Origin of the sequence: Arthrobacter sp. TWP1-1 (genome assembly GCF_049897845.1) — a bacterium.
Lineage (GTDB): Bacteria > Actinomycetota > Actinomycetes > Actinomycetales > Micrococcaceae > Specibacter.
On sequence record NZ_JAFCXC010000005.1, the window covers coordinates 47,176 to 70,396 of the forward strand.

17 protein-coding genes and 1 pseudogene are annotated in these 23,221 nt (G+C 62.4%); 16 read left to right on the plus strand and 2 right to left on the minus strand.

Annotation, left to right across the window (positions count from 1 at the left end):
* Nucleotides 1-40: 40 nt before the first annotated feature.
* The 13 genes and pseudogenes from ACP7B9_RS10695 to ACP7B9_RS10755 all read left to right on the plus strand — a co-directional run bounded on the left by ACP7B9_RS10695 (nt 41) and on the right by ACP7B9_RS10755 (nt 20,501).
* On the plus strand, nt 41-1,366 hold the full coding sequence (locus ACP7B9_RS10695; RefSeq protein ID WP_425863212.1) for a DUF58 domain-containing protein: 1,326 nt from the start codon (nt 41-43) through the stop codon (nt 1,364-1,366).
* The gene (locus tag ACP7B9_RS10700; protein WP_425863214.1) at nt 1,363-4,008 is read left to right on the plus strand and encodes a transglutaminaseTgpA domain-containing protein; all 2,646 of its coding nucleotides are present in this window, start codon (nt 1,363-1,365) and stop codon (nt 4,006-4,008) included. The genes ACP7B9_RS10695 and ACP7B9_RS10700 overlap by 4 nt, the downstream gene beginning before the upstream one ends.
* Nucleotides 4,009-4,024: 16 nt before the next feature.
* Nucleotides 4,025-4,108, plus strand: a pseudogene (locus tag ACP7B9_RS10705) (zinc-ribbon domain-containing protein); the annotation flags it as partial.
* Nucleotides 4,109-4,147: 39 nt separating this feature from the next.
* The gene (locus ACP7B9_RS10710) at nt 4,148-5,518 is read left to right on the plus strand and encodes an RDD family protein (protein ID WP_425863554.1); all 1,371 of its coding nucleotides are present in this window, start codon (nt 4,148-4,150) and stop codon (nt 5,516-5,518) included.
* Nucleotides 5,515-6,567 (plus strand): PP2C family protein-serine/threonine phosphatase, encoded by a 1,053-nt coding sequence (locus tag ACP7B9_RS10715; protein WP_425863216.1) that lies wholly within the window; start codon nt 5,515-5,517, stop codon nt 6,565-6,567. Before ACP7B9_RS10710 ends, ACP7B9_RS10715 begins: the two co-directional genes overlap by 4 nt.
* Nucleotides 6,560-8,551, plus strand: a complete 1,992-nt coding sequence (locus ACP7B9_RS10720; protein ID WP_425863217.1) for an FHA domain-containing protein — start codon at nt 6,560-6,562, stop codon at nt 8,549-8,551. The genes ACP7B9_RS10715 and ACP7B9_RS10720 overlap by 8 nt, the downstream gene beginning before the upstream one ends.
* Nucleotides 8,548-10,326: a serine/threonine-protein kinase gene (locus ACP7B9_RS10725; RefSeq protein WP_425863219.1), complete on the plus strand. Its 1,779-nt coding sequence runs from the start codon at nt 8,548-8,550 to the stop codon at nt 10,324-10,326. The genes ACP7B9_RS10720 and ACP7B9_RS10725 overlap by 4 nt, the downstream gene beginning before the upstream one ends.
* A gap of 40 nt (nt 10,327-10,366) precedes the next feature.
* Nucleotides 10,367-11,071, plus strand: coding sequence for a hypothetical protein (locus ACP7B9_RS10730; protein ID WP_425863221.1), 705 nt, complete (start codon nt 10,367-10,369; stop codon nt 11,069-11,071).
* Nucleotides 11,068-15,504 (plus strand): FtsK/SpoIIIE domain-containing protein, encoded by a 4,437-nt coding sequence (locus ACP7B9_RS10735; protein WP_425863223.1) that lies wholly within the window; start codon nt 11,068-11,070, stop codon nt 15,502-15,504. Before ACP7B9_RS10730 ends, ACP7B9_RS10735 begins: the two co-directional genes overlap by 4 nt.
* A 142-nt stretch (nt 15,505-15,646) precedes the next feature.
* The gene (locus tag ACP7B9_RS10740) at nt 15,647-15,919 is read left to right on the plus strand and encodes a WXG100 family type VII secretion target (protein ID WP_425863225.1); all 273 of its coding nucleotides are present in this window, start codon (nt 15,647-15,649) and stop codon (nt 15,917-15,919) included.
* Nucleotides 15,920-15,995: 76 nt separating this feature from the next.
* Complete coding sequence (ligA, locus tag ACP7B9_RS10745) at nt 15,996-18,299, plus strand: NAD-dependent DNA ligase LigA (protein ID WP_425863227.1); 2,304 nt, start codon at nt 15,996-15,998, stop codon at nt 18,297-18,299.
* Between the two features lie 31 nt (nt 18,300-18,330).
* Nucleotides 18,331-19,173, plus strand: coding sequence for an inositol monophosphatase family protein (locus ACP7B9_RS10750; protein WP_425863229.1), 843 nt, complete (start codon nt 18,331-18,333; stop codon nt 19,171-19,173).
* 5 nt (nt 19,174-19,178) lie between these two features.
* The gene (locus tag ACP7B9_RS10755; protein ID WP_425863230.1) at nt 19,179-20,501 is read left to right on the plus strand and encodes a CoA transferase; all 1,323 of its coding nucleotides are present in this window, start codon (nt 19,179-19,181) and stop codon (nt 20,499-20,501) included.
* A 46-nt stretch (nt 20,502-20,547) separates the two neighbouring features.
* Here the strand turns inward: ACP7B9_RS10755 and ACP7B9_RS10760 are convergent, their stop codons facing one another.
* Together ACP7B9_RS10760 and ACP7B9_RS10765 are read right to left on the minus strand one after the other, a co-directional pair.
* Nucleotides 20,548-21,024 carry a hypothetical protein gene (locus tag ACP7B9_RS10760; protein ID WP_425863232.1) on the minus strand — a complete coding sequence of 159 codons (477 nt, stop codon included), beginning with the start codon at nt 21,022-21,024 and terminating at the stop codon, nt 20,548-20,550.
* A 19-nt stretch (nt 21,025-21,043) separates the two neighbouring features.
* Nucleotides 21,044-21,472, minus strand: a complete 429-nt coding sequence (locus ACP7B9_RS10765) for a hypothetical protein (RefSeq protein ID WP_425863234.1) — start codon at nt 21,470-21,472, stop codon at nt 21,044-21,046.
* Between the two features lie 308 nt (nt 21,473-21,780).
* Between ACP7B9_RS10765 and ACP7B9_RS10770 the strand changes: the two genes are divergently transcribed.
* The 3 genes from ACP7B9_RS10770 to gatC all read left to right on the plus strand — a co-directional run bounded on the left by ACP7B9_RS10770 (nt 21,781) and on the right by gatC (nt 23,221).
* Nucleotides 21,781-22,278, plus strand: coding sequence for a GNAT family N-acetyltransferase (locus tag ACP7B9_RS10770; protein ID WP_425863236.1), 498 nt, complete (start codon nt 21,781-21,783; stop codon nt 22,276-22,278).
* Between the two features lie 137 nt (nt 22,279-22,415).
* A complete protein-coding gene (locus tag ACP7B9_RS10775) occupies nt 22,416-22,793 on the plus strand; it encodes a RidA family protein (RefSeq protein WP_425863239.1) in 378 nt (125 codons plus the stop codon).
* Nucleotides 22,794-22,924: 131 nt separating this feature from the next.
* Nucleotides 22,925-23,221 (plus strand): Asp-tRNA(Asn)/Glu-tRNA(Gln) amidotransferase subunit GatC, encoded by a 297-nt coding sequence (gene gatC, locus ACP7B9_RS10780; protein ID WP_110485428.1) that lies wholly within the window; start codon nt 22,925-22,927, stop codon nt 23,219-23,221.

Sequence of the window (23,221 nt, forward strand, 5' to 3'; positions counted from 1 at the left end):
ACGCAGCTACAGAACATTCGGTTAAAGGTTAAAGATGAGCATGAAATCCAGAGCAGGCAAGGTTGGCGCAGTCCTGGCCCGGCCTTTCCACCGCGACGGAGCACCCACCCGCCTACACCCCACATCACTGTGGCGTGAGGCGGGCAAGGTCGCCACCATTTATCTTGGTCCGTGGTGGTCCAAGGCCACACAGCTTTGGAAGCGCTACGCAGTTCCCGTCCTGGCATCCATCAGCACTCTGGGCGTTGTTGTGATCTGTGCAGCCGTGGGTTTATGGATTCTCGGCGCGAGCTTCGGCTGGCAGGAGGCGAAAGTTGCTTCCCTGTTTGCGGTGCTCCTACTGCTGATTGCCATCGCCTTCATCGTCGGCAAATCGATGTACGGTGTCACGCTGGATCTGGCCCGCACCCGGGTGGCCGTCGGAGACAACGCTATTGGCAGCATCGCTGTCACCAATACGTCCCCGCGCACTGTGCTTCCCGCTGCACTGGAACTACCCGTGGGGCAGGCGACCGCGCTCTTCCACCTGCCACGGATGAAGCCCGAGCAGGTGCACGAGGACCTGTTCACCATCCCCACCACCCGCCGCGCCGTCATCACCGTTGGTCCCGTGCGTTCTGTGCGGGCCGATCCGTTGCAGTTGCTGCGCCGCCAAGTGTTGTGGACCGAGCCCACTGATCTGTACGTGCACCCGCGCACCACCGCGATCGACGGGCCCGCTGCCGGATTCCTGAAGGACCTTGAGGGCCTGACCACCAAGGACCTCACCAGTTCCGACATCGCCTTCCACGCGTTGCGTGACTATGTCCCGGGCGATGACCGCCGCCACATCCACTGGAAAACCACGGCCCGCACCGGCAAGTTGATGGTTCGCCAGTTTGAGGAAACCCGCCGTTCCCACATGGCCGTTGCCCTCTCTGTAAATACCGATGAATACGAGCACGACGACGATTTCGAGTTGGCCATCTCGGCCACGGCATCGCTGGGGCGCCAGGCCATCAAGGAAAATCGCGAGTTGAGCGTTATCACCCAACGCGGACCCATTCGCTGCGAAACGGGGAGAAACCTCCTGGACGACATGACCCGGTTGGCCGGCCATACCCGACGTGGCACCTCGGTCGATCTGGCTCGCACACTGTCTGACGCCGTACCTAACGCCTCCGTGGTGTTCTTTGTGGTGGGCTCGAAAGTGACGCCCGCCCAGCTGCGTAGCGCCGCTGCCTCGGTGCCGCCGGGTGTTCGCGCCTTCGCCATCCGATGCTTTACCGGGGCCCAAGCGGCCCGCGCGAATATCGCCGATCTCACCGTCCTCACCCTAGGCGATCTCAATGACCTGGCCGTTGTCCTGCGAAAGGCCGTTGCATGAGCACGCGTAGAAGAGCGGCAGCTGCCGTCCCAGAATCGGCAGTCCCAGAGGCTGCCGGGACGCGCCGCCAGAATCGGGCCAGGGGTGGCCAGGCACAGTCGAGCCAATCACAACCGCGTCAGTCTCGTGGTCCTGTAGCCCGCGGTCCTGTAGCCCGTGGTGCTTCCTTCTTTGTCGGCGGACGTGCCTGGTGGCATTTCCTGCTCGACGGCGGCGTTCTGGCAGTCCTGCTCGGCATTGCCGTGCTGGGATTTGGTCCAACGTTTGGCCATGATCCGCGTTATCTGCTTGCAGGCTTTGGTGCGATCGTTCTGGGCTTGGGCGTGGCCGCCATCGGCGCGCATTGGCGCCTTGGCCTGATCACCATGGTGGGCTTGGCCTTTGCTGTTTACATGTTCTTTGGCAGTGCCTTGGCCGCTTCCCACGAAGCAATCTTGGGATTCATCCCCAGCTTTGCCTCTCTGCGCGGATTGCTTCTGGGCATCATGCTCTCCTGGAAACAGCTGCTGACGCTCGCCGCACCCGTAGGGACCAGCGTCGAGGTCATGGTGGTTCCCTACCTTTCGGCCTTCGTGGCTGCAGTGGTGGCGGGGACCCTGGCGTGGCGTCTCCGTAATGCCCTGTGGGCCATGCTGCCCGTGGTGGTTTTGTTCATCACGGCCATTCTCTTTGGCACGGCCGAGGTCTTCATTCCAGTGCTCCGCGGCTCGCTGCTGACCGTCGGTGCCGTCGCATGGTTCGCGTACCGCCACGAAATGCGCCGGCGCGAAACCGCCGGGTCCATCTCGGCCAATCAGCCCGTGCAGGACCATGCGGCAGCCCGGACCTCGCTCCTACGCCGGATCGGCATGGCTGCCGGAGTCATCCTCGTGGCCGGCGCCGTGACCATGGCAGCAGCTCCTGCCCTGACAACGAGTGCCAGCCGCGACGTTCTGCGTGACACCGTGATCCCGCCGCCAGATTTGCACAATCTCCCGTCGCCCCTGACCAAGTTCCGCGACTACGTCAAGAATCAAAAGGACACGGTCCTCTTTGATGTTGAGGGACTGCCGAAGAATGGCCGCATCCGCGTGGCCGCCATGGATAACTATGACGGCGTCGTGTTCAACGTTGATCCCAACAGTTCTGCATCCTTTGCCCCGATTGGCGACCCCAAGTCGCTGAACCAAAACGCGGACGGCACCGGGACCGCCGTCGAACTTGTCATGGACGGTTATGACGGGGTCTGGATTCCCAGCGCCACCGTTGCGCAAAGCCTGAACTACCAAAGCGCCCAAGGCGAGACGCCAACCCTGTACCTGAACAAGGAATCCGGCACGGCGCTGAACCTCTCGGGCGTCCAAAAGGGCGATAGCTACTCCTTGGATGTTCAGTTCCCCAGCGTCGATGGGAACAAATTGGCTGGCTCCGAATTTGGCTCAGTCCGGCTGCCGAAGCTGGAAAATGTCCCTCCGGTGGTGGGCACCAAGGCCAATGACATCGTGGGGGAGGCCGACACCCCACTCAAAAAAGTGCAGGCGCTAGAAGGTGCATTGCAGCGCGAAGGTAAGTTTAGCAACGGTCTGGAAGGGCAGGTGCAGTCCACCTCCGGGCACAGTGCCGCGCGTATCACCAAGCTGCTCAGCGGCAAGGAAATGGTTGGCGACGACGAGCAATACGCCACGGCCATGGTCATGATGGCCCGCAACCTCGGCATTCCTGCACGCGTGGTGATGGGCTTCTACCTGGATGAGAAGGACCCCAACAACGGTGCGGAGACTGTCCAGCTCAAGGGATCTGACGTGCACGCCTGGGTTGAGGTGAACTTTGCCGGCCTTGGCTGGGTGCCGTTCAACCCGACGCCGGACAAGGACCACGTGCCCAATCCGCCCGAGCCGCAAAACGCGTCCAAGCCCAAACCGCAGGTGCTCCAGCCGCCGCCCCCGCCGCAGGAACCTGCCGATCTGCCCCCTGACAGTGCACCTGACGCGCTGGACACGGACGGCAAAAAGAACCAGCAGGCGGGCATCCTTGGCACGATCCTGATGATCGTGGGCGTGGCTGCAATCCCGATCCTGATCATTGCGCTGCCACTGTTGCTCATTGTCCTGCTGAAGTCCCGACGCCGGAAACGTCGCCTTGGCGATGGCCTACCCACCGACAGAGTGGGCGGCGGCTGGTCAGAAGTGATCAGCACGGCCACGGACCTCGGTGCCCCGATCGACGGAAGTGGGACGCGACGGGAGACCGCCGTTTCACTCATCACCGCCTTCCCTGAAAGCCAAGGCACCACGGCTTTGCTGGCCGAACGGGCCGACGCTGCCATCTTTGGTCCGGGCCAGCCCAGCGAAGACGACGTCGCCATGTACTGGGAAAACGTGGATCATTCCGTCAACGGCATGATCGGGTCGGTAGGATTCTGGAAGCGGCAACGGGCAAAGTTCTCCCCGAGGTCGTTGCTAGCGGACGCGAAGGCCCGCGCAAGGGACAAGCAACTCGAGCGCAGTCTTCGGGCCAACGATCAGGCCCAGCGCCTGGCATCCAAAGGCATAGCGATTAATAGCAGTGCAGTTAATAACAGTGCAGTGAATAGCACTGACGAAAACGGTCAGGACGGGGAAGTAAAACGCTCCCTCTGGGCCAAGTTGATGAAGAAATCCTAAGAAGGGTACTGAACACATGGGGCAAAAAGCGGCGGAACCTTGCCGGAACTGCGGGGCTGCACTCGCACCCGGCGCGGCTTTCTGCACATTGTGCGGGACCGCGGTGGCCAACCGGGCCGCCTCCCCGGCGCCTACATCCGTGTCCGTCGGTGGGCCCGAGGCGCACACAGTTCCAGGGATCATTGCTGTGGGCGCCTCCGCCAACGGCCCCTTGGTTGCGCCCGTGCAAGTTGGTGTTGATCCACGGATCGCAGCGGCAACAGCACTCGTCCCGGGCGGCGCCGGACGGCGCCTCGTTGCCAAGATCGTTGACGGTATCCTTCCGAGCATTTTGATCGGCATCGCCAGCTTGATTGGCTCCCTCAACGTCAAGGTGACCCAGGTGGGGGAGTTCGCGCAGTTGAACCTGACCTGGCTGCTGGTCGCCACGTCCATCGCCAGCGTGCTTTCCCTTGGCTACTTCATATGGCTATGGCTGTGGGAAGCGAAATCCGGCAAGACCCCCGGCAACATCATGCTGGGACTGCGAACCACGAATATGGAGGGTCTGCCGGCAGGGTTGTTGGCCATCTTCCTGCGTCACCTGATTGTGGGCGTCAGCAGCATTGTCCCCACGATTGGCCCAATCCTCGTGCTGATTTCCAATACCTGGGATGCAAACGGCAAGAAGCAGGGCTGGCACGACAAGGTGGCCCACACCTTGGTCTTCAATGTTAAAACGGGCAGGAACCCACTGGAAACCGGTGGAATCGCCGAACGGGCCGACTTTGTCCCGGCGAATGTGCCGACCATTTCGCAGGTAGCTTCACCCATGGCCTCGCCGCTTGCCTCGCCGCCGGCCCGCCCCGTGAACGGTGCCGCCCAGCCAGGTCAATTCGCGCCGCCAGCCATACAGTTCCACAACCAGGCCGCGCCGAGCCAGAACCAGCCAGCATTCCAGAACCCGCCGGCGTCGGCTCAGATCCCGCCGGTGCAGCAGGCCAATCCGTTCGCGCCGCCGTCGACCCCGAAGCCACAGATTCCCGTTGACCAGGGGCCCATCACCTCGGTGCCCGGTGCGCCCGGCAGCGCCCGCCCCAACTTTGCGTCCCCGGCAACCGCCCAGCCAAACGTTGCCGCAGCCGCAGTTGCACCAGATGAAGATGCGGGGGAAACCCGAGTTCGCCCCCTGACTCAGAATCAGGCCCTGCGGTTAACCTTTGACGATGGCCGCACAGAAGACGTCAGCGGACTAGCGCTGATCGGGCGCAATCCCGCCGGATACGATGGAGAAATGATTTCGCGGCTCATCTCAATTCAAGACTCCAGCAGGTCCGTGTCAAAAACGCACCTGCACCTTCGTGTCAGCGGGGAAGGGTTGTGGGTGACGGATCGGAACTCCACCAACGGCAGCGGCATTACGCACTCTGCCGGAAACATGGATCCCTTGCCCGGCGGCAAGCCCGCACTGGCTGAGCTTGGCTCTACCGTTCACTTTGGTGACCGCTACTTCGTGGTGGGACGCGCGTGAGTTCGGTGGAAGGCGCCACGAGCGCAGCCTCGGGGGTAAGGCTTAGCTTCGGCTTTGGCACCGACCGTGGCCTGCGCCGTGAACTGAACGAGGATTCCTTCCTAGCCGCAGACCCGATGTTTGCCGTGGCGGACGGCATGGGCGGGCACGAGGCCGGCGAAGTCGCCAGCCGTGAGTGCATCCAGACCCTGAGCCAGCAGCGCATCCTGACAGCCGGATCCCGGGAGGCAACGGCGTCGGACTTGCAGCAGGCCCTTCGTCAGGCCGATGCCCGCATTCGTGAACTGACGAATGCACGGGCCGGCACCACCGTCAGCGGAACCGTGCTCGTCGAGGAACGTGGCGTGCCCTACTGGCTGGTCTTCAACGTGGGCGATTCGCGCACTTACCGGCTGAGCCAAGGGAACTTTGCCCAGGTCAGCGTGGACCATTCGGAGGTTCAGGAACTGGTCGACGGCGGAATCATCACCCCTGCGGAGGCCCTGATTCATCCGCGCCGCCACGTCGTGACCCGGGCGCTAGGTACCGGTTCAGACACCGAGGCGGACTTTTGGCTTATGCCCGTGGAAGAGGGCGACCGCATTATGGTGTGCTCGGATGGGCTCTCCGGCGAGCTCAGTGATGATCAGATCCACCGGGCGTTGAGTACTCTGCGCCACCCACAAGACGCGGTTGATTCGCTCATTCAGTCCGCGCTGCGTTCGGGCGGACGCGACAACATCACGGTGGTGGTGGTCGATGCGAGCAACATCAACGGAACTGCCGGCGAAGTAACACTGAACAATCCCGAGACAGCCCAGTTCCCGGAGATTACCGGCGCGGACGACACACTGCCCCGGATGCCCCTAGCGGAGGAAACCCCGCCGTCGACAGCCCCTGACATCGCCGACGACGAGGTACTGGAATCCATTCCGGATTCTGTGCTGGCCCCAAAAGCCGCAGCCGCCATAGATACAGCACCAACAGATGAAGCCCCATCAGACGCATTCCCATTAGACGCAGAGCAAGTGCCTGCCGCAACACTCTCGCACGAGGAGAATCATGGTTAGCACCACGTACAGCACCGGTTCCTGGCTTGGAATTGTACGGTCGGGATCGGTTATTGTCCTTGAAGGCCAAACTGACCCGGCACTAGTGGGGGAGCTGTGGGACTACCTGGGCCAAGAGCCCACCATCCATGGCGTGCTCAATGAAGTGACCGAAAAGTTTGGCACCGGCATCACCGGCATGCCCCACTTCGCGATCGTGGTCCAGAGCGACCGCCTTCACGCCATCCTGCGCGGCAATATGACCTTGCTTGCGCACACCGCGCACGGCACCGAGACGGTTTCCGGGCGCGATGTCACCACCTGGAGCGAACGATCGCTGCCCCTGGCCGACTCGATCGAACTGACGCTGGATGAGACCGGCCTCCCTGCAGACTCACTGAGCTTGCCGTTGGCCGAGGGCGTGGTTCGGCTGCAATCGCTGTCCATCGTGACGCAGGGCCCGGCCCTGGCTGCGGTCCATCCATCGGTGCCCGCCTTCGAGCCTGAGGCTGACCCGAATGACGATTTTGGGCCGAGCGATTTTGTGGCTGATGAAGTGCCTGAAGCCACTGTGCCTGAAGGTGCAGCCGATGACGCAGGTGATGACGCGACGGCTGACGCAGCGCCTGACGACGAGGCAGACGACGCAGCCGACGAGATTGCCCTTGAGCCGGAGTATGACGAGGAAACCCTGGCAAGTTTTGCCAAGGCAGCCGAGGCCGCAGACGCCGAATGGAATGCCCAGCTGGTGCCCTTAGATGCACCGGATGCTTTGGAGAAGTTCATCAACGGCGCGGATTTTGAAGACAGTACGGACTATGAAGACGGCACGGACGACGTCGCCTCCGCGGAGGACATTGACCCGGCTGATCTGAGCCGGACCATCATTCCTGACCGTGCCGACGAGTCCGACCATGCCGACGAGCCGGAGGTGGCTTCGGAGACAGCTGTGGATGACGTTTCAGACGGTTCGGATAAATCCCCGGCAGCAGCCGAGACAGACGGAGCAGCCGAGGCGGACTCAGCAACTGCGGCCGTGGAAGCCGTTGATGACGGATTTACAGTAAATTACGACTACCTCTTCGGCGCAACAACCATGGCCCAGAGCGTAGAGGCCGCGGCCGTCCGACTTGATGAAGACGGCCAGCCCATTCCGCAGGAGACCGCCGAACACGCGGTGCCTCCCATGCCGGCGCTGCCGCCCGTCGCCGGCAGCAGTGCCGAATCAGCTTTAGCGGAAAATGCTGAGACTGCCGGTGAAGCTGATGCACCAGTTCCCGCCACAGGGCCCGAAGGAATCATGATCGATTCCGTGCCGTGGGGAAAACCAGCCGCCAGGGCCGCCGAGTTCGGTGGTTCAGCGGTAGCCGAAAGTTCAGCCGTTGCTGTTGCAGGTCCGGCCTCAGGCCCGGACCTTGGCCTGGCCGGGCCGGGGGAGTCCTACGATCCTGACCACGACGGGCACACCGTCATGCGCGGTGACTTCATCACTGAACTGAACAACGAATCGGAGCCGGCTGCGCAGCTGGAATCACGGCCACCAACCGGCCCGATGGTTCTGGCACGCATGTGCCCCAACGGCCATGCCAATCCGCCCAGCCGCTCGCAGTGCTCCAACTGCGGTTCGTCCATCAACTCCGAACCGCGCGAGGTGGGCCGCCCGCGCCTGGGTACCATGCACATTTCCACGGGTGAAGTTGTTGAACTTGACCACTCGCTGATCATCGGGCGCCAGCCGTCGGTGTCCAGGGTCATGGGCGGTGCCATGCCCCGGCTCGTCCAGGTCAAGAGCGGAAACGGTGATATTTCACGATCGCACGTTGAGGTTCGCTTGGATGGTTGGGAGGTCCTACTGGTGGATCTCAAGGCAACCAACGGCACGGTCCTGGTCCGCGAGGGCCAGTCGCCGCGCCGTCTGAGCCAGGGCGAGGAAGCGATCCTGCTCAATGGTGACATCGCCGAGTTGGGTGACGGTGTTTCGTTGCTCTTTGACGGCTTGTTGTGAGTAGCAGGCGCGCCCCGGGGGCCCCGCCCACCCTGCCTGGCTACCGATTCCTCTCGGTCCTGGGTTCAGGTGGATTCTCTGATGTTTACCTCTACGAGCAGGACCGGCCTCGCCGAAAAGTAGCCATAAAGGTACTCACCGCGGATCTGCGGACCGAAGGTGCGCGCGCCAGCTTTGAGTCCGAGGCCAACTTGATGGCCCAGCTCTCGGCGCACCCTTATATCGTCACGATTTTTGAGGCCGAGATTACCGACTCCGGCCACTCCTATCTGGCCATGGAGTATTGCTCGCGGCCAAGCCTTGATATGCAATATAGGCAAGGCCGTTTCAGCACTGACAAGGCGTTGGAAATTGGCATTCAGGTTGCCTCCGCCGTCGAAACTGCTCACCGGGCAGGCATAGCCCACCGTGACATCAAACCGGCAAACGTGCTTGTCACCGATTACAACCGGCCCGCGCTGACCGATTTTGGCATCTCCGGCACGGTCGAATCGGCCCAGTCCGACGGCGGCGGCATGTCCATTCCCTGGTCGCCGCCGGAGTCCTTTGGCGCCGGGGCAACCGACGGGGTCAAGGTAGACATCTGGGCCCTGGGCGCCACCATCTACACCTTGCTGGCCGGGCATTCGCCTTTCGTGATTCCGGGCGCGGACAATTCCCAACGCCTATTGATGGACCGTATTGCCTCGGCCCCGGTGCCCCGACTGGGTAGGGCGGACGTCCCTGAGGCCTTTGAAATGGTGTTGGCCACGGCCATGGCCAAATCACCGAACTCCCGGTACCGATCCGCCAAGGACTTTGCCCGCGCGCTCATGCGCGTGCAGGCGGACATGAACCTTTCCGTCACCCCCTTTGAGGTGCAGGAAGAAATTGCCGCGCCCGATTCACGGCCGGAAGAACACGAAGAGGCCACCCGGGTTCGCAGCATTGTCTCGATCGACCCCGATGCGAGCACCTCCAACCCCACCTTCCCATCGCGGCTCAATCGCGAGAACCGCGGATCCGGCGCATCCTTTACGGGTGCACCGCAAATCAACACCGTGCCCGGTGTCACCGGATCCACCACAGGCCTGAACCGTAACGCCCAGACGCAGCCCTCGCAGGCGCCGGGAACAGCAGGCCTGAACCCAACTGCCGGGGGCTCCAGCGACACGGTCGGTGGCCCCACCGTTCGCAAGAATGCCGGCGGGAGGGGCTTTTCGAATGTCGTCTCACCCACCGAGTGGGCTGACTCCCGGCCCCACTTGGAAGGTCAGGGGCAGCCAAACGACTTTGTTCTGGACTCCACCATCCAGCGCTCGGAGCTGCAAACAGAACATCCACAAACACAGGCCCAGACACAGACACAGCAGCCACCGGCTGGGAAGCGGCGGCTGTGGCTGGGACTGACCTCGGGGCTGGTACTGGTGGCCGCCGTCGTGGTTGGAATCATTGTCTTCATCAACGTGGGCGCACCGGAGCAGGCTGATCCGTTGGCGCAGGGTTCAACCGCGCCGCCCACGGCGCTGGTCATTGGCGCCGAAGTTCCGTCTGTCACGGATTTGGTGGCAACACCCAAGAACGGCGGTTCGGAGTGGACATGGAAAAATCCCGATCCAGCCGAGGGCGACAAGTATTTGTGGGCCGCCGTCAGCGCCGTGGATTCCGGTGAATTCAAACCGACCACGGACACCAAGGTTTTTGTGGTCAACGGTTCAAATGACCAGTCCTGCATCTCTGTGATGCTGGTGCGCAAGAACGGCCAGACGTCGTCGGAGGCCAAGAAGTGCTCCTAGGATCCATCACGAACGCTAAGCAAACGAGGGGGCTGCCGTTATGGCTGAACTGACCATTGATTTTTGTGGGGAATGGTACCAACCTTCGCCAGAGGGCATCTTTAGTATCGGCCGTGAAGGTGACATCGAAGTTGATGACAATCCCTATCTGCACCGGAAGTTCCTTGAGGTCAGCAAGTATGACGGGATTTGGTGGCTGACCAATGCAGGCACCATGCTGTCGGCCACGATCGCCGACGCCGCAGGTGGCATGCAAGCCTGGATGGCACCGGGTGCCCGGATTCCACTGGTCTTTAGCCAAACAAACGTGGTCTTCACCGCCGGCCCCACAACATACGAATTCTCGGTTCACCTGGATTCGCCGTCATTCACGTCCCAAAGCCGCGAGGAAGACTCTGCCGGGTCAACCACCATTGGACCTGTGGTGTTTACAGCATCTCAGAAGGCATTGATTGTTGCCTTGGCCGAACCGATGCTGCGGCGCGGTGGGACGGGCTTCAGCTCAATCCCGTCCTCTGCCCAAGCCGCCAAACGGCTGGGCTGGGCGCTGACCCGCTTCAACCGAAAGCTGGATAACGTGTGCGACAAATTGGACCGGGTGGGCGTTGTTGGCTTGCGTGGCGGCGGCGGAAAGCTGGCTACGAATCGGCGCGCACGCTTGGTGGAGCATTCCGTCACCTCCCACCTGGTGACCCCAGACGATTTACCACTGTTGGAAACCGAACGCGGAACGGATGTTGAATGAGGATCAGGCTGACGCTCAAGCGTGAACCGCAGGAGGACAAGAACCTCGCCGTCACGGTTGACGGTTTGGCCTCCGTGGGTGACATCGCCACCGAGCTGTACTTGAGCGATCCCTCCCGCAAGGGTGCGCAGGCACCGAACAACCTCTCACTCTTGGTGGAGGAATCCATGGTGGGCGGTGTTCGCGGACGCACTCTGCCGCCCGAGGGCAACCTGATGGAATCGGGGTTGCGGCCCGGCGCCACGGTGTCCCTGACACAAGTCAGCGACAGCTTTGCAGTTCCCAATCGTGATCGCGGTCCGGCTGCAGCAACACTGCGCGTCACGGCAGGCCCGGACAAGGGTGCCGAATTTTCGCTGCCTGTCGGTACCAGTTACCTGGGCCGCGCCCTGGATGCGGACGTGCGCCTCAGCGACCCGATGACCTCAAAGCGCCATGCCCGCATTACGGTGGGTGAAACCATCGAGATCTCCGATACCGGTTCCGCCAACGGGCTCATGATGGAGGGCACTCAGGTCTCGAAAGTAGTTTTGGGCTCCTATGACGAGGTGACGCTGGGTGAGACCACCATTTCGGTGGTGAGCCTTGGCCGCGGCGCACAGTCGGGCCCCAGCAGTCCACTCGTGGAGTTCAATCGTTCCCCACGCGTTGTGCCGCATTTCAAGGTTGAGGAACAGACCATTCCCAGCGGGCCCCAGCGGCCCAAGCGTGACCGTTTCCCGATCATCATGTTGATGGCGCCGGTGCTGATGGGCGGGGTCATGTACGCCGTGACAAGGAACCTGTTCAGCCTCGTTTTCATGGCGATGATGCCCATCATGATGCTCGGTGGCTACTTCGATCAAAAATCAAACGCCAAGCGTGAACTGAAGGACTCCATCGAGCAGTTCCGTGGCGCCGTCGTCGAATTTCGCCGGCAGATGACCGTGCGGCAACAGATTGAGCGGGCCGTGCGCCTGGCCGAAAGTCCCTCGACGGCGGAAACCGTTGACGCCATTTACAAGCTGGGTCCTTTGATGTGGACGCACCGGCCCGAGCACAAGAACTTCCTCTCCCTTCGCCTGGGCGTTGGCCGCCAGCCCTCACGGACGCCCATCAAGGTGCCGGGGGAGAACAACACCCTGCCCGAATACATGGCAGAGATCCAGGACATCAAAACCGAGTTTGAAGACATCGACGCGGTGCCCGTTGTTGCCCAATTCCGTACAAGCGGTGCCCTTGGTGTTGCGGGCCCGCGCGGTGTGGTCGACGACGTAGCCCGGGCGTTGGTGTTGCAGGCGGTGGGTCTGCACTCGCCGGCTGAACTTGCCGTGGCCGCCATGACATCGGCCGAATCCAAGGATCGCTGGGAATGGCTGCAGTGGCTCCCGCACGTTGGCTCGGTGCATTCACCACTGACGGGCGAGCATCTGGCTTCCGGCCATGGTGCCGCGGGCGTGCTGCTGGCTGCCCTGGAGGAACTGCTGATCAATCGCGGGGCCTCCTTGGCTGCTCACAGTGCGGCCCATCGTGGCGCCATTGACCCGGCCAAATCCGAGATTCCCGAGCCCGTCATGCCCGCGCTGCTGGTCATCATCGAGGACGATGTCAAGGTCGACCGTGCCCGCTTGACCCGCCTGACCGAATACGGTGCCGACGTTGGCGTTCACGTCTTGTGGGTGGCCAGTTCCGTCGAAGCATTGCCGGCCTCCTGCCGCGACTTCGTCCACGTTGCCGAGACCGCCACCACCGGCCAGGTCCGGCTGGGTCAGCTGACCTACCCGGTGAGCTGTGAAAGCATCACCCTTGAGCTCGCCTCAGCGCTGGCGCGCATGATGGCTCCTGTGGTGGACGCCGGAAAACCAATCGACGACGATTCCGACCTGCCCCGTGCGGTTTCCTATGTTGCCCTCGCCGGCCATGACTTGGTGGAGAGCACCTCGGGCATTGCCGACCGCTGGTTGGAAAACAACTCAGTGGCATCGCGTGCCGTGAAGAACCGGAAACATCAGGGTTCCCTGCGCGCACTCGTGGGGTCCAAGGGCGTTGAGCCCATGTACCTTGACCTGAAAACCGAGGGCCCGCACGCGCTCGTGGGTGGCACCACCGGTGCCGGAAAGTCTGAGTTCCTTCAGGCCTGGGTTCTGGGCATGGCGGCGGCGTACAGCCCCGACCGGGTCTCCTTCTTGTTCGTTGACTACAAGGGTGGGGCCGCGTTTGCCGACTGCCTGGAACTGCCACACACCGTTGGCTTGGTGACAGACCTGTCACCTCACCTGGTGCGCCGGGCCTTGACGTCCCTGCGTGCGGAGCTGCACTACCGCGAACACCTGCTCAACCGCAAGAAGGCCAAGGATCTGCTCGCCATGGAGCGCGAAGCGGATCCGGAGACGCCGCCGTCGTTGATCATTGTGGTGGACGAATTTGCCGCCCTGGCCAAGGAAGTTCCGGAATTCGTCGACGGCGTGGTGGACGTTGCCGCCCGTGGCCGTTCGCTGGGCCTGCACCTGATCCTTGCCACGCAGCGACCCTCCGGTGTGATCAAGGACAGCCTGCGCGCCAACACCAACATGCGCATCGCCTTGCGCATGGCGGATGTGGACGATTCCATGGACATCCTCGGCGAACCCACAGCCGCATACTTCAGCCCGTCCATTCCCGGGCGAGGGGCCGCAAAGACCGGTCCGGGGCGCATTCAGGGTTTCCAGACCGGCTATGCCGGTGGTTGGACCAACCGCACCCCGCAGCGCCCCCGCATTGACATTGTGGAAATGGACTTTGGGGCCGGCGCCGCCTGGGAGCAGGAACTTGAGGCGGCCCCCGTTGAAGATTCGACCGGTCCGAATGACATCGCCAAGGTTGTTGCGAATGTGTCGCTCGCGGCCGTTGAGCTGGGCGTGAAGCCGCCACGGAAGCCGTGGCTGAGCGAGCTTTCAGAGATCTACGATTTCTCCAAGCTGCCCGGCCAGCGTAGCGATGAGCAGCTCTTGTTGGGCGTCATGGATGACCCCGAGCACCAGGCCCAGCCCACCGTGTTCTTCGAGCCTGATCGAGATGGCAACATGGCCATCCTCGGCGCGAGCGGCTCGGGTAAATCGGCCGCCCTGCGCACCATCGCCATCGCGGCGGCCATCACCCCACGTGGTGGTCCGATCCAGGTCTACGGGATCGACGCCGCCTCCAACGGTTTGCAGATGCTCGAGGTACTCCCGCACGTCGGCGGCATTATCAACGCCGAAGACGCCGAACGTGTGGGCCGCCTGCTGCGTTACGTCCGCGGCATCATCGAGGAACGTGCCGAAAGTTTCGCCCAGGTGAAGGCTGGCAGCATCGCCGAATACCGGCGCCTGGCCAAGAAACCTGATGAGCCACGCATCATCATCATGGTTGACGGGCTGTCCACATTCCGGGAGATTTACGAGTTCCGCACCGGCATGACGCAGTTTGAAACGCTGCAGCAGATTGCCACCGATGGCCGTCCCATGGGTGTCCACATTGTCATTGCCGGTGATAGCCCGAAGTCGCTCCCGGCGTCGTTGGCGGCCTCCGTGCAGCGCCTCTTGGTGTTGCGCCTTGCCACCTCCGACGATTACTCCAACCTTGGCCTGCCGCGCGATGTCCTGACCGCGGCGTCACCTCCCGGGCGTGGAATGATCGACGGCGGCGAGGTCCAGCTGGCCATTTTCGGTGGCACCTCCAACCTGGCGTTGCAGGCCCGGCAGGTTGCCAGCCTCGCCGAATCGCTGCGTCGCCAAGGCGTCAAGCAGGCCCCGCGTGTGCAGGCCCTGCCAGAAATGCTGGATCTTGATGTGCTGCCGGCGGCAACTCCTGGCAATGTGATCATCGGTGTTGACGATTTCAATCTCGAGCCGGCTGGCTTGCAGGCCAGCGGGGCGCTCATGCTCACGGGACCGCCGTCGTCCGGGCGCACCACGGCGCTTGTGACCTTGGCCGAGGCCCTGAAAAGGTCGACGCCGGGCACCCGGCGCGTGTACTTCGGCTCGCGGCGCTCGGCCATCGCCAACCTGCCGGTCTGGGATGAATCGATCGTGGGCGCTGCGGCGCTGGAACCACAATTGCAGCGCTTCATCGATTCGGTTGAAGCCGAAAGCGAACCGGTTGCGTTCTTCATCGAGGGCGTCACCGAGTTTGGTGACTCCGAGGCCGAAATGGAGCTGGTCACGCTGATCAAATCAGCCGTCAAGGCCAACTACTTTGTGGTGGGCGAGGCCGAAACCTCGACCTGGTCCGGCGCGTGGAGTCTTGCCGGACTGTTCAAGGCCGGGCGTCGCGGCTTGCTCATGAACCCGGGCGATGTTGAGGGCGACACGTTGATGAACACGCCGTTGGGGCGCGTGTACAACAACAAATTCATCCCGGGCCGCGGCTACATTGTGGGCCGTGGCAAGGCCTTCAAGGTCCAGGTGGCCAGCACCATTGATCACGAACGGTAGGGCCACTGCGGTTCTCTGGGGCGATCTGCGGCCCTAGGGGAGTTGTCCCCATCGACGCTGCGCTGATCGCTTGTTAGATTTCTATTAGTCGCCCGGTTGGACAAGCCATCGGGGCCAGAACTTCTTCTAAAGGATGTGCATCATGGCAGGTGGAATGATTGGTAACGACCCGGCAGACATGGCTGATTTGGTCTCCAAGCTGGGGCAGGCCATCGACCAGATCACTCAGGTGATGTCGACGCTGGACAGCAAGGCACAGTCGGTTCGCTGGGAAGGCCCCGACGCCAACAACTTCAAGGGTCAGCAGTGGCCGACGTCCAAGAAGCAGCTGGCCAACGTTGTTTCAGACCTCGGCCAGGTCAAGACCTTGGTGAACAAGCAGAAGCAGCAGCAGGTCGACACCTCCGCTCACTGACACGTGGCAGTAAATGCCGGTTTCCGCATCATGCGGGAACCGGCATTTTTGTGTCCGGAGAGCCATAGCGGCCATTATGCGGCAAGATAGAACCGTGAGCAGCGAGCCAGTAGAACCCCAGCAAATTTCCGCAGAATTAGTTTCCGCCGAGGTCATCCCGGACCAAGAAGCACGTGAGCGCTACGGCGTTCTGGTGGACTTGATCCAAAAGTACCGCGCGGCGTATTACAACGACGACGCCCCACTGGCCAGCGACGCGGAATTTGACCTGCTCTACAGTGAGCTGGAAAAGCTTGAGGCGCTGCATCCGGAACTCGTAACGAATGATTCCCCAACCCAAGTGGTAGGTGGGGATGTCTCGGTGGCGTTTGCCGCCGTCGACCATCTTGCGCGCATGTATTCGCTGGAGGACGTGTTCTCGCTGGAGGAGTTGGAAGGCTGGCTCGTAAAAGCGGCGGCGTCGGTGGAAAAGCAAGGCGGGCAGGCTCCGCAGTGGCTGACCGAGCTGAAGATCGACGGACTGGCCGTGAATCTTTTGTACCGCGACGGAGTGCTGGTGCGCGCTGCCACGCGAGGCGACGGCACGACGGGTGAGGACATCACTCACAATGTGGCCACCATCAAGGACATTCCGCAGAAGCTGCACGGGGAGAACTTCCCGGCCGAGGTGGAGATTCGCGGCGAGGTTTTCATTGCCTCCAAGGACTTCGCAGAGCTGAACGAGAAGATGGTTGCCGCCGGCAAGGCACCCTTTGCGAACCCTAGGAATTCGGCGGCCGGTTCGCTGCGGCAGAAGGACCCGGCGGAGACGGCCAAGCGGCCGCTGAGCATGTATGTTCACGGCATTGGCGCGCGTGAGGGGCTTACTACCGAAAGCCAGTCGGACACCTATGAGCTGCTGAAATCGTGGGGCATGCCCATCAGTCCGTACTACAAGGTGGTGTCCACGCTGGGCGAGGTCATGGAATTCATCGCCTATTACGGTGAGCACCGGCACGATCTTATCCACGAGATTGACGGCATCGTAGTCAAGGTGGACGATCTGGCCACGCAGCGCCAACTCGGCCACACCTCACGCGTGCCCCGCTGGTCCGTGGCGTACAAGTACCCGCCGGAAGAAGTTCACACGAAGCTGCTGGACATTCAGGTACAGGTGGGTCGGACCGGACGCGTCACGCCCTTTGGCATCATGGAACCGGTCAAGGTTGCCGGATCCACGGTGGAACGAGCCACGCTGCACAACCAGGACGTGGTCAAGGCCAAGGGCGTCATGATCGGCGACATCGTGGTGCTGCGCAAGGCCGGGGACGTCATTCCGGAAATCGTTGGCCCCGTCATGGCGCTGCGAGAGTTGCAGGATCCGCCCGTGCGCGAGTTCGTCATGCCAACGCACTGCCCGTCGTGCGGCACCGAGCTGGCACCTGCCAAGGACGGCGACATCGACATCCGCTGCCCCAACACGAAGTCCTGTCCCATCCAGCTGACCGAACGGGTGGCGCACCTGTCCGGTCGCGGCGGCTTCGACATTGAGGCACTGGGCTATGAGGCCGCCATGGCCCTGACCTCCGGACCGGGTTCGGACCCGGCCGAGAACAGCGGCGTCATCGCCCCGGCCGGCCCCGGTCCCTTGGTGAGTGAAGCGCAAGTCTTCTCGATCGCCGATCTTGACCTGTCCGGCGTCGTGGTTTGGCGTGAAATTCGGTCCAAGGGTGAGGGCACCGGGAAATTCCAGCAGGTGCCGTATTTCTACACCAAGGCCACTTCGAAGAAGCCGTCGGTTCCGACCAAGACCACGGAAAAGTTGTACGAGGAACTGGAAAAGGCCAAGAAAGCTCCGCTGTGGAGGGTGTTGGTCGCGTTGTCGATCCGGCACGTTGGACCCACGGCCTCGCGCGCCCTCGCCACTCGTTACGGCAACATGGCGGCCATTCAAGAGGCGCTGTTGGCCCCGGATGCGCGGGAGCAACTGGCCAATGTTGACGGTGTTGGCGGGATTATCGCGGAGGCGTTAATCGAATGGTTTGCCGTCGATTGGCACCAGGAGATCATCGAGGCCTGGGCTGCGGCAGGGGTACTCATGGCCGACGCCGTGGATGAATCCATGCCGCGCACCCTCGAAGGGCTCACGATTGTGGTGACGGGAACGCTGCCGACCCTGAGCCGGGACGAGGCCAAGGAAGCCATCATCACCCGCGGGGGCAAGGCGGCCGGTTCGGTCTCCAAAAACACTTCCTATGTGGTGGCCGGAGAAGCCGCCGGAACCAAGCTGGACAAGGCCGAATCGCTGGGCATCCCCGTGTTGGATGAGGAAGCGTTCATCGCGCTTCTTGCTACCGGACCGGCGCCTGCCGAAGAGCTTGCCGAAGTGCCTGCCGAATAACGTCAGTCAACCCCCGAAGCAAAGGATCACCATGACCCCGCAAGCTGTAAGTGTTGATGAACTCCTGGAAGTTGCTCTGAGGGCTGCTGCCGCTGGGGCCGCCGTGTTGGCTGCCCGTGATCCTGCGGGCTTTGGTGCCACGGAAAAATCGTCCGATGCCGATTGGGTCACGGCCTTTGACCTGGCTGCCGAACGGGCTGTCCGGGCCGTCATCAGCGACGCCCGTCCGCACGACGTCATCACCGGTGAGGAGCTGGCACCGGCCCTGCCCGCCGAGCCTTCCGGGTACCGGTGGAGCATTGACCCGCTGGACGGCACCATGAATTACATCCGCAACATCGCTTACTACGGCACCTCGGTGGCCGTGATGGGGCCCAGCGGGGAGTGGGTGGCTGGTGTCGTAAACGCACCTGCCCTGCGCCGGGTGTACTTTGCCTCGCTGGGTGGCGGCGCGTGGCTCGATGAGATTCGGGCCGACGGCGTCCAATCGGTGCGGCCCTTGAACGGTCCTACGGAAATTCGGGGCGGGACTCTGCTGTCCACGGCGCTGACGTATGATCCCGTGGTTCGGCGCCGGCTGGTTTCCGAATTGGACGATCGCATGGACAACTTTGGTGACTTCCGCCGCCTAGGTTCGGCGTCGCTCGAGCTGTGCGCCGTGGCCGAGGGATCCGTTGACGCCTACCTGGAATATGGCCTCTTTGAACACGACTTTGCCGCGGGCGGTCTCATTGCCGAGGAGGCCGGGGCCTGGGTGCACCGTCCTGTTCTGAGTCCTGCCATCAACGGCTTGCCCACGCGGGAAGAGGTTCTGTCAGTTTGGACAGGCGCGTGCGTGCCGGGGCTTGAGGGCAGCTTCGCGCCTGCTGAGTAGTGGCCATGAACATCACTGGAATCGGAACGCTCCCATCTGCCTTTGACGTGACCGGGCTGGCTGTCTCCGCCATGGCCGATGCCGCTACCGCGGTGGCCCTGCTGGCACGTCACCATGGCGCTTCGACGACGGAAATCTCCGTTGACCGTGATCTGGCCTCGCTGTGGTTTGGCATATCCTTCACTCCCGTCGGCTGGGAGCTGCCGCCAGTGTGGGATGCCATCGCAGGCGACTATCCGTGCGCCGACGGCTGGATTCGGCTGCACACCAACGCCCCGCATCACCGTGCCGCCGCCCTGCAGGTGCTCGGGCTGGAAGCCGGCGCCGACCGCGCAACTGTGGCTGCCGCCGTCGTGCATTGGAAGGGGGAGTCCCTGGAAAATGCGGTGGTCGCCGCGAACGGCTGCGCTGCTCTGATGCGCTCGCCCGAGGAATGGCGGCAGCATCCACAGGGGGCTGCGGTGGCCGCAGAACCGTTGCTTGCGTGGGGTGATCCGCGGGCCGTTCCATCGGTGTCGGACGACGCCGGAGCCTCCGCCCGCTCCCGGCTCGCCACCGCGCGTCGACCGTTGGCAGGGGTGCGGGTACTTGATTTGACCCGGGTCATTGCAGGTCCCGTGGCTACGCGATTCATGGCAATGTATGGCGCTCAGGTACTGCGAATCGACCCTCCCGACTGGGCCGAGGCTGCTCTTGAAGCCGAGATGACGGTGGGCAAGCGGTGTGCCCGGCTGGACCTGAAAACCGCTGAGGGATTGTCGACGCTGCACACCCTGCTGGCTGATGCCGATATTTTCATTCACGGCTACCGCGCGGATGCACTGGCTGCATTGGGACTGAGCGAAGCTGAACTGGCCAGGCGGTATCCGCATCTGGTGAATGTTGCTCTGAATGCGTATGGATGGAGCGGTCCGTGGGTCAACCGGCGCGGCTTTGACTCCCTAGTGCAGATGAGCTGCGGGATTGCCCACGCCGGGATGGTGCACTTTGGGCAGGACAAACCACATCCGCTCCCTGTCCAGGCGCTTGACCACGCAACGGGATATATCTGCGCAGCGGCGGCCATCAACGCGTGGCGTGACCGGCTGGGCGGAACAGTTCGCAATGCACAGCTTTCCTTAGCCCGGACGGCTGTGGACTTGATGCGCTCCGAGCCCTCGGATCCACAGGCGCCGGCACCATCGCTGGGGAATTTCGCGTTGCTGCCGGAGGAGACCCGCTGGGGGCCAGGACTGCGGCTGCCGCCAGCGATGCAGATATCGGGCGTTGTGTCAGAAACTGACGTGCCGGCACAAGGGTTCGGCTGGGCCGAGCCGGGTTGGATCTAGGCTGAGCCGGATCTGCCTCGACTTGCTCTTGCCTGAGGACGAAATGCTAGCCGTTCCAACCCTGCTGGCGCAGTGCCGTTCGGAACATGTCAACAACGTAGGCGTCGCCGCGCCGCATATCGGCGCTGTACACCTTGATCTGCAGCCACCCGCGGGCGGCGGTGCGCTCGTCCCGGTTCCTGTCGAACAGTTGCTTCTGCGTGGTTTTGTGGATCTCACCTTCGTATTGAGCGCTGGTTTTGTGCTTCTCGCAGGCTAGGTCCGGCCAGACCAGCGGATCTCCCCCTATGGCGTAGTTCGTCGTGAACTCGGGCAGGTCGGCCCGCTGTAGCAGTAGACGCAGTTTTGTCTCCGGCGGCGAATCTGCGCCTACACGCATTAACTCCAGGGCAGCTTTGGCCTTGCCCAGACCGGGAGCATGGTGCTTACCGGCAATGAATGTGCGGAGTATTTCTGCTGCAACGATGGCAAACTTCCGCGGTTCAAAGTGCCGTTCGTGCTCGCACACGAGGAAGTCGGCCACGGCAACCAGATCGTCCAGGTCAAGAACGGTGGCCAGATCCAGAAACGTCCGCGCGGGTGTGGTGACCAGGGACGCCGCCTAAGTACATGATGTCCTCTGAAGGAAGGCGCATGCTGTGGCCAGTTACGTGCTTGCGCCGGGGTTGCACCGAACCGGCCGGCCTGGTCAGATGGACCGTCTTGATCTCGTCATCGAACCATGGCAATGGAAAACCGTGGAGTTGGGCAGCGGTAACGTGCGAGATCGTGCCACCGTCGCTTAGCTCTGTGTACGGGCGAACCCGGTCCAGCAAGCTCTGCGATTTTCCTTGTGGCACCCGGATCTGGCGACTGGGCTTGGAAAGATCCTTCGCTCGCATCCTGCTGGGCGTGGCACCGGCGGCGACTCCCTCGCTATAGGTGAAGGAGCGCCAGGCCAAATAGCCGGGAAGTTGGGTTCGAAGCGACATGATCCCAGTTTGGTCCGAAATCACTGTGCGTGTTCGGAGTTATCCACAGACGAGGGATAGGGCCGCGTCGCCTTCTGGAATCCATTAAGCAGCACCTGCGGGTTGCGGCTATCAGCGGGATTCTCTTAAGCAGCACCGGTGGGTGTTCGGCTTCGAGACCCGCAGGAGCTGCTTAAAGGAATCTTGGATCCCGCCCTGACCCGCAGGAGCTGCTTAAAGGAATTGGAGGGAAGGAGCTGGTGGTGGAAAATGAAGGTGGCACCGGCCATGACGGTGAAAATTACTCACGATCCAGGAACCAATAACGCATGAGCATTGCAGTCCGCCCCATCACCGAAGCAGACTACGACGTCGTTGCCCGGATTACGGCCGATGCCTACCTAGGTGCCGGGTACTTCGACAGCGCCGAGTACCCGTACATGAAGCAGATCATGCGTGTCCAAGAGCGGGCGGCGGTGGCTCCCATGATCGTGGCCGAACGCGACGGCGTGGTCATCGGCTCGGCGACCTTGGCCGTTTACGGTGATGTTTGGGCGGACATCGCCCTTGAAGACGAGCTGGAATTCCGCCTCCTCGTGGTGGACCCCAAGGTTCAACGCAGCGGCGCCGGAAAAGCCATGGTGGCCTACATTCTCGATAAGGCCCGCGCCACAGAGGGCATTACCGCCGTCAGCCTGACCACAGGAGACAACTGGCACACCGCCCATGCGTTGTACCAAATACTCGGATTCACCCGCGCACCGGAACGCGATTGGCCCATCCCGGAAAACGGCAAGATGCTTCGCGTTTACCGCATGGAGTTGTAGGGGGAGCGGCGCCTGACCCGTGTGGCAAGGGGGCAAGTCGTCGAAAACCGCAATGAAATGCACCGCCGCGATGTCCTTCACTTATAGTGGTGGCTCCACTATTCGGGCGCGATGCCCAAGACGCAAAGGACAAACACGTGCGCAAAATTTACGGTTCCGGCTCCAGCTGGGAAAAGACCCTTGGCTACTCCCGCGCAGTGCAGGTCAATGACACCCTGTACATTTCCGCGACCTCGGCCGCCGGTCCGGACGGGACGGTCGTGGGCGAGGGGTTCTATGAGCAGAGCGCCTACATCCTGACCAAGCTCGAGGCCGTGCTGGCCGAGGCAGGATTCTCCTTTGCCGACGTCGTGCAGTCCAAGATTTACTTGACTGACATCGGCGCCTGGGAAGAGGCCGGCCGGGCCCACGGCGAAGTCTTTGGCGAGATCCGCCCCACCATGGCAATTGTCCACGTACTGCCTTTCCTCGACGCGGCCATGAAGGTTGAAATCGAACTCGTCGCGCAGCGCTAACGGCCAAAGCATCGGGCGCGCCGGCATGGTGTGGGCAACGAGATAGCGATCTCCGGGCACAGGGCAAATCATCGAGCGCGAAAACGATAAGCTAGTGGGGATAACTTTTTTCTTTTTTGTAGGGGAGATCCATGGCTGCGATCAACCGTGACGACGTGGCGCATTTGGCGCAACTGGCTCACATCGAGATGAGCGACGACGAACTGGACCGCATGGCCACTGAGCTGGCAGTGATTGTGGATTCAATCAAGAGCGTCAGCGAGGCTGCAGGGGCAGATGTTCCCGCCACCTCACACCCGATTCCGCTGACGAATGTCATGCGCGAAGATGTGGTTGGCCATGTCTTGACTGTTGACGAAGCCCTGTCCGGGGCGCCCGATGCGGCTTCTGGCCGCTTCAAGGTTCCGGCAATTCTGGAGGAAAGCTAA

Excerpts from the sequence above, each read along its gene's own strand:
- ACP7B9_RS10735 (WP_425863223.1), top strand. The coding sequence starts at position 11,068 with ATGAGGATCAGGCTGACGCTCAAGCGTGAACCGCAGGAGGACAAGAAC.
- ACP7B9_RS10730 (WP_425863221.1), top strand. The coding sequence starts at position 10,367 with ATGGCTGAACTGACCATTGATTTTTGTGGGGAATGGTACCAACCTTCG.
- ACP7B9_RS10720 (WP_425863217.1), top strand. The coding sequence starts at position 6,560 with ATGGTTAGCACCACGTACAGCACCGGTTCCTGGCTTGGAATTGTACGG.
- ACP7B9_RS10770 (WP_425863236.1), top strand. The coding sequence starts at position 21,781 with ATGAGCATTGCAGTCCGCCCCATCACCGAAGCAGACTACGACGTCGTT.
- ACP7B9_RS10740 (WP_425863225.1), top strand. The coding sequence starts at position 15,647 with ATGGCAGGTGGAATGATTGGTAACGACCCGGCAGACATGGCTGATTTG.
- ACP7B9_RS10750 (WP_425863229.1), top strand. The coding sequence starts at position 18,331 with ATGACCCCGCAAGCTGTAAGTGTTGATGAACTCCTGGAAGTTGCTCTG.
- gatC (WP_110485428.1), top strand. The coding sequence starts at position 22,925 with ATGGCTGCGATCAACCGTGACGACGTGGCGCATTTGGCGCAACTGGCT.
- ligA (WP_425863227.1), top strand. The coding sequence starts at position 15,996 with ATGCGGCAAGATAGAACCGTGAGCAGCGAGCCAGTAGAACCCCAGCAA.
- ACP7B9_RS10755 (WP_425863230.1), top strand. The coding sequence starts at position 19,179 with ATGAACATCACTGGAATCGGAACGCTCCCATCTGCCTTTGACGTGACC.
- ACP7B9_RS10765 (WP_425863234.1), bottom strand. The coding sequence starts at position 21,472 with ATGTCGCTTCGAACCCAACTTCCCGGCTATTTGGCCTGGCGCTCCTTC.
- ACP7B9_RS10700 (WP_425863214.1), top strand. The coding sequence starts at position 1,363 with ATGAGCACGCGTAGAAGAGCGGCAGCTGCCGTCCCAGAATCGGCAGTC.
- ACP7B9_RS10695 (WP_425863212.1), top strand. The coding sequence starts at position 41 with ATGAAATCCAGAGCAGGCAAGGTTGGCGCAGTCCTGGCCCGGCCTTTC.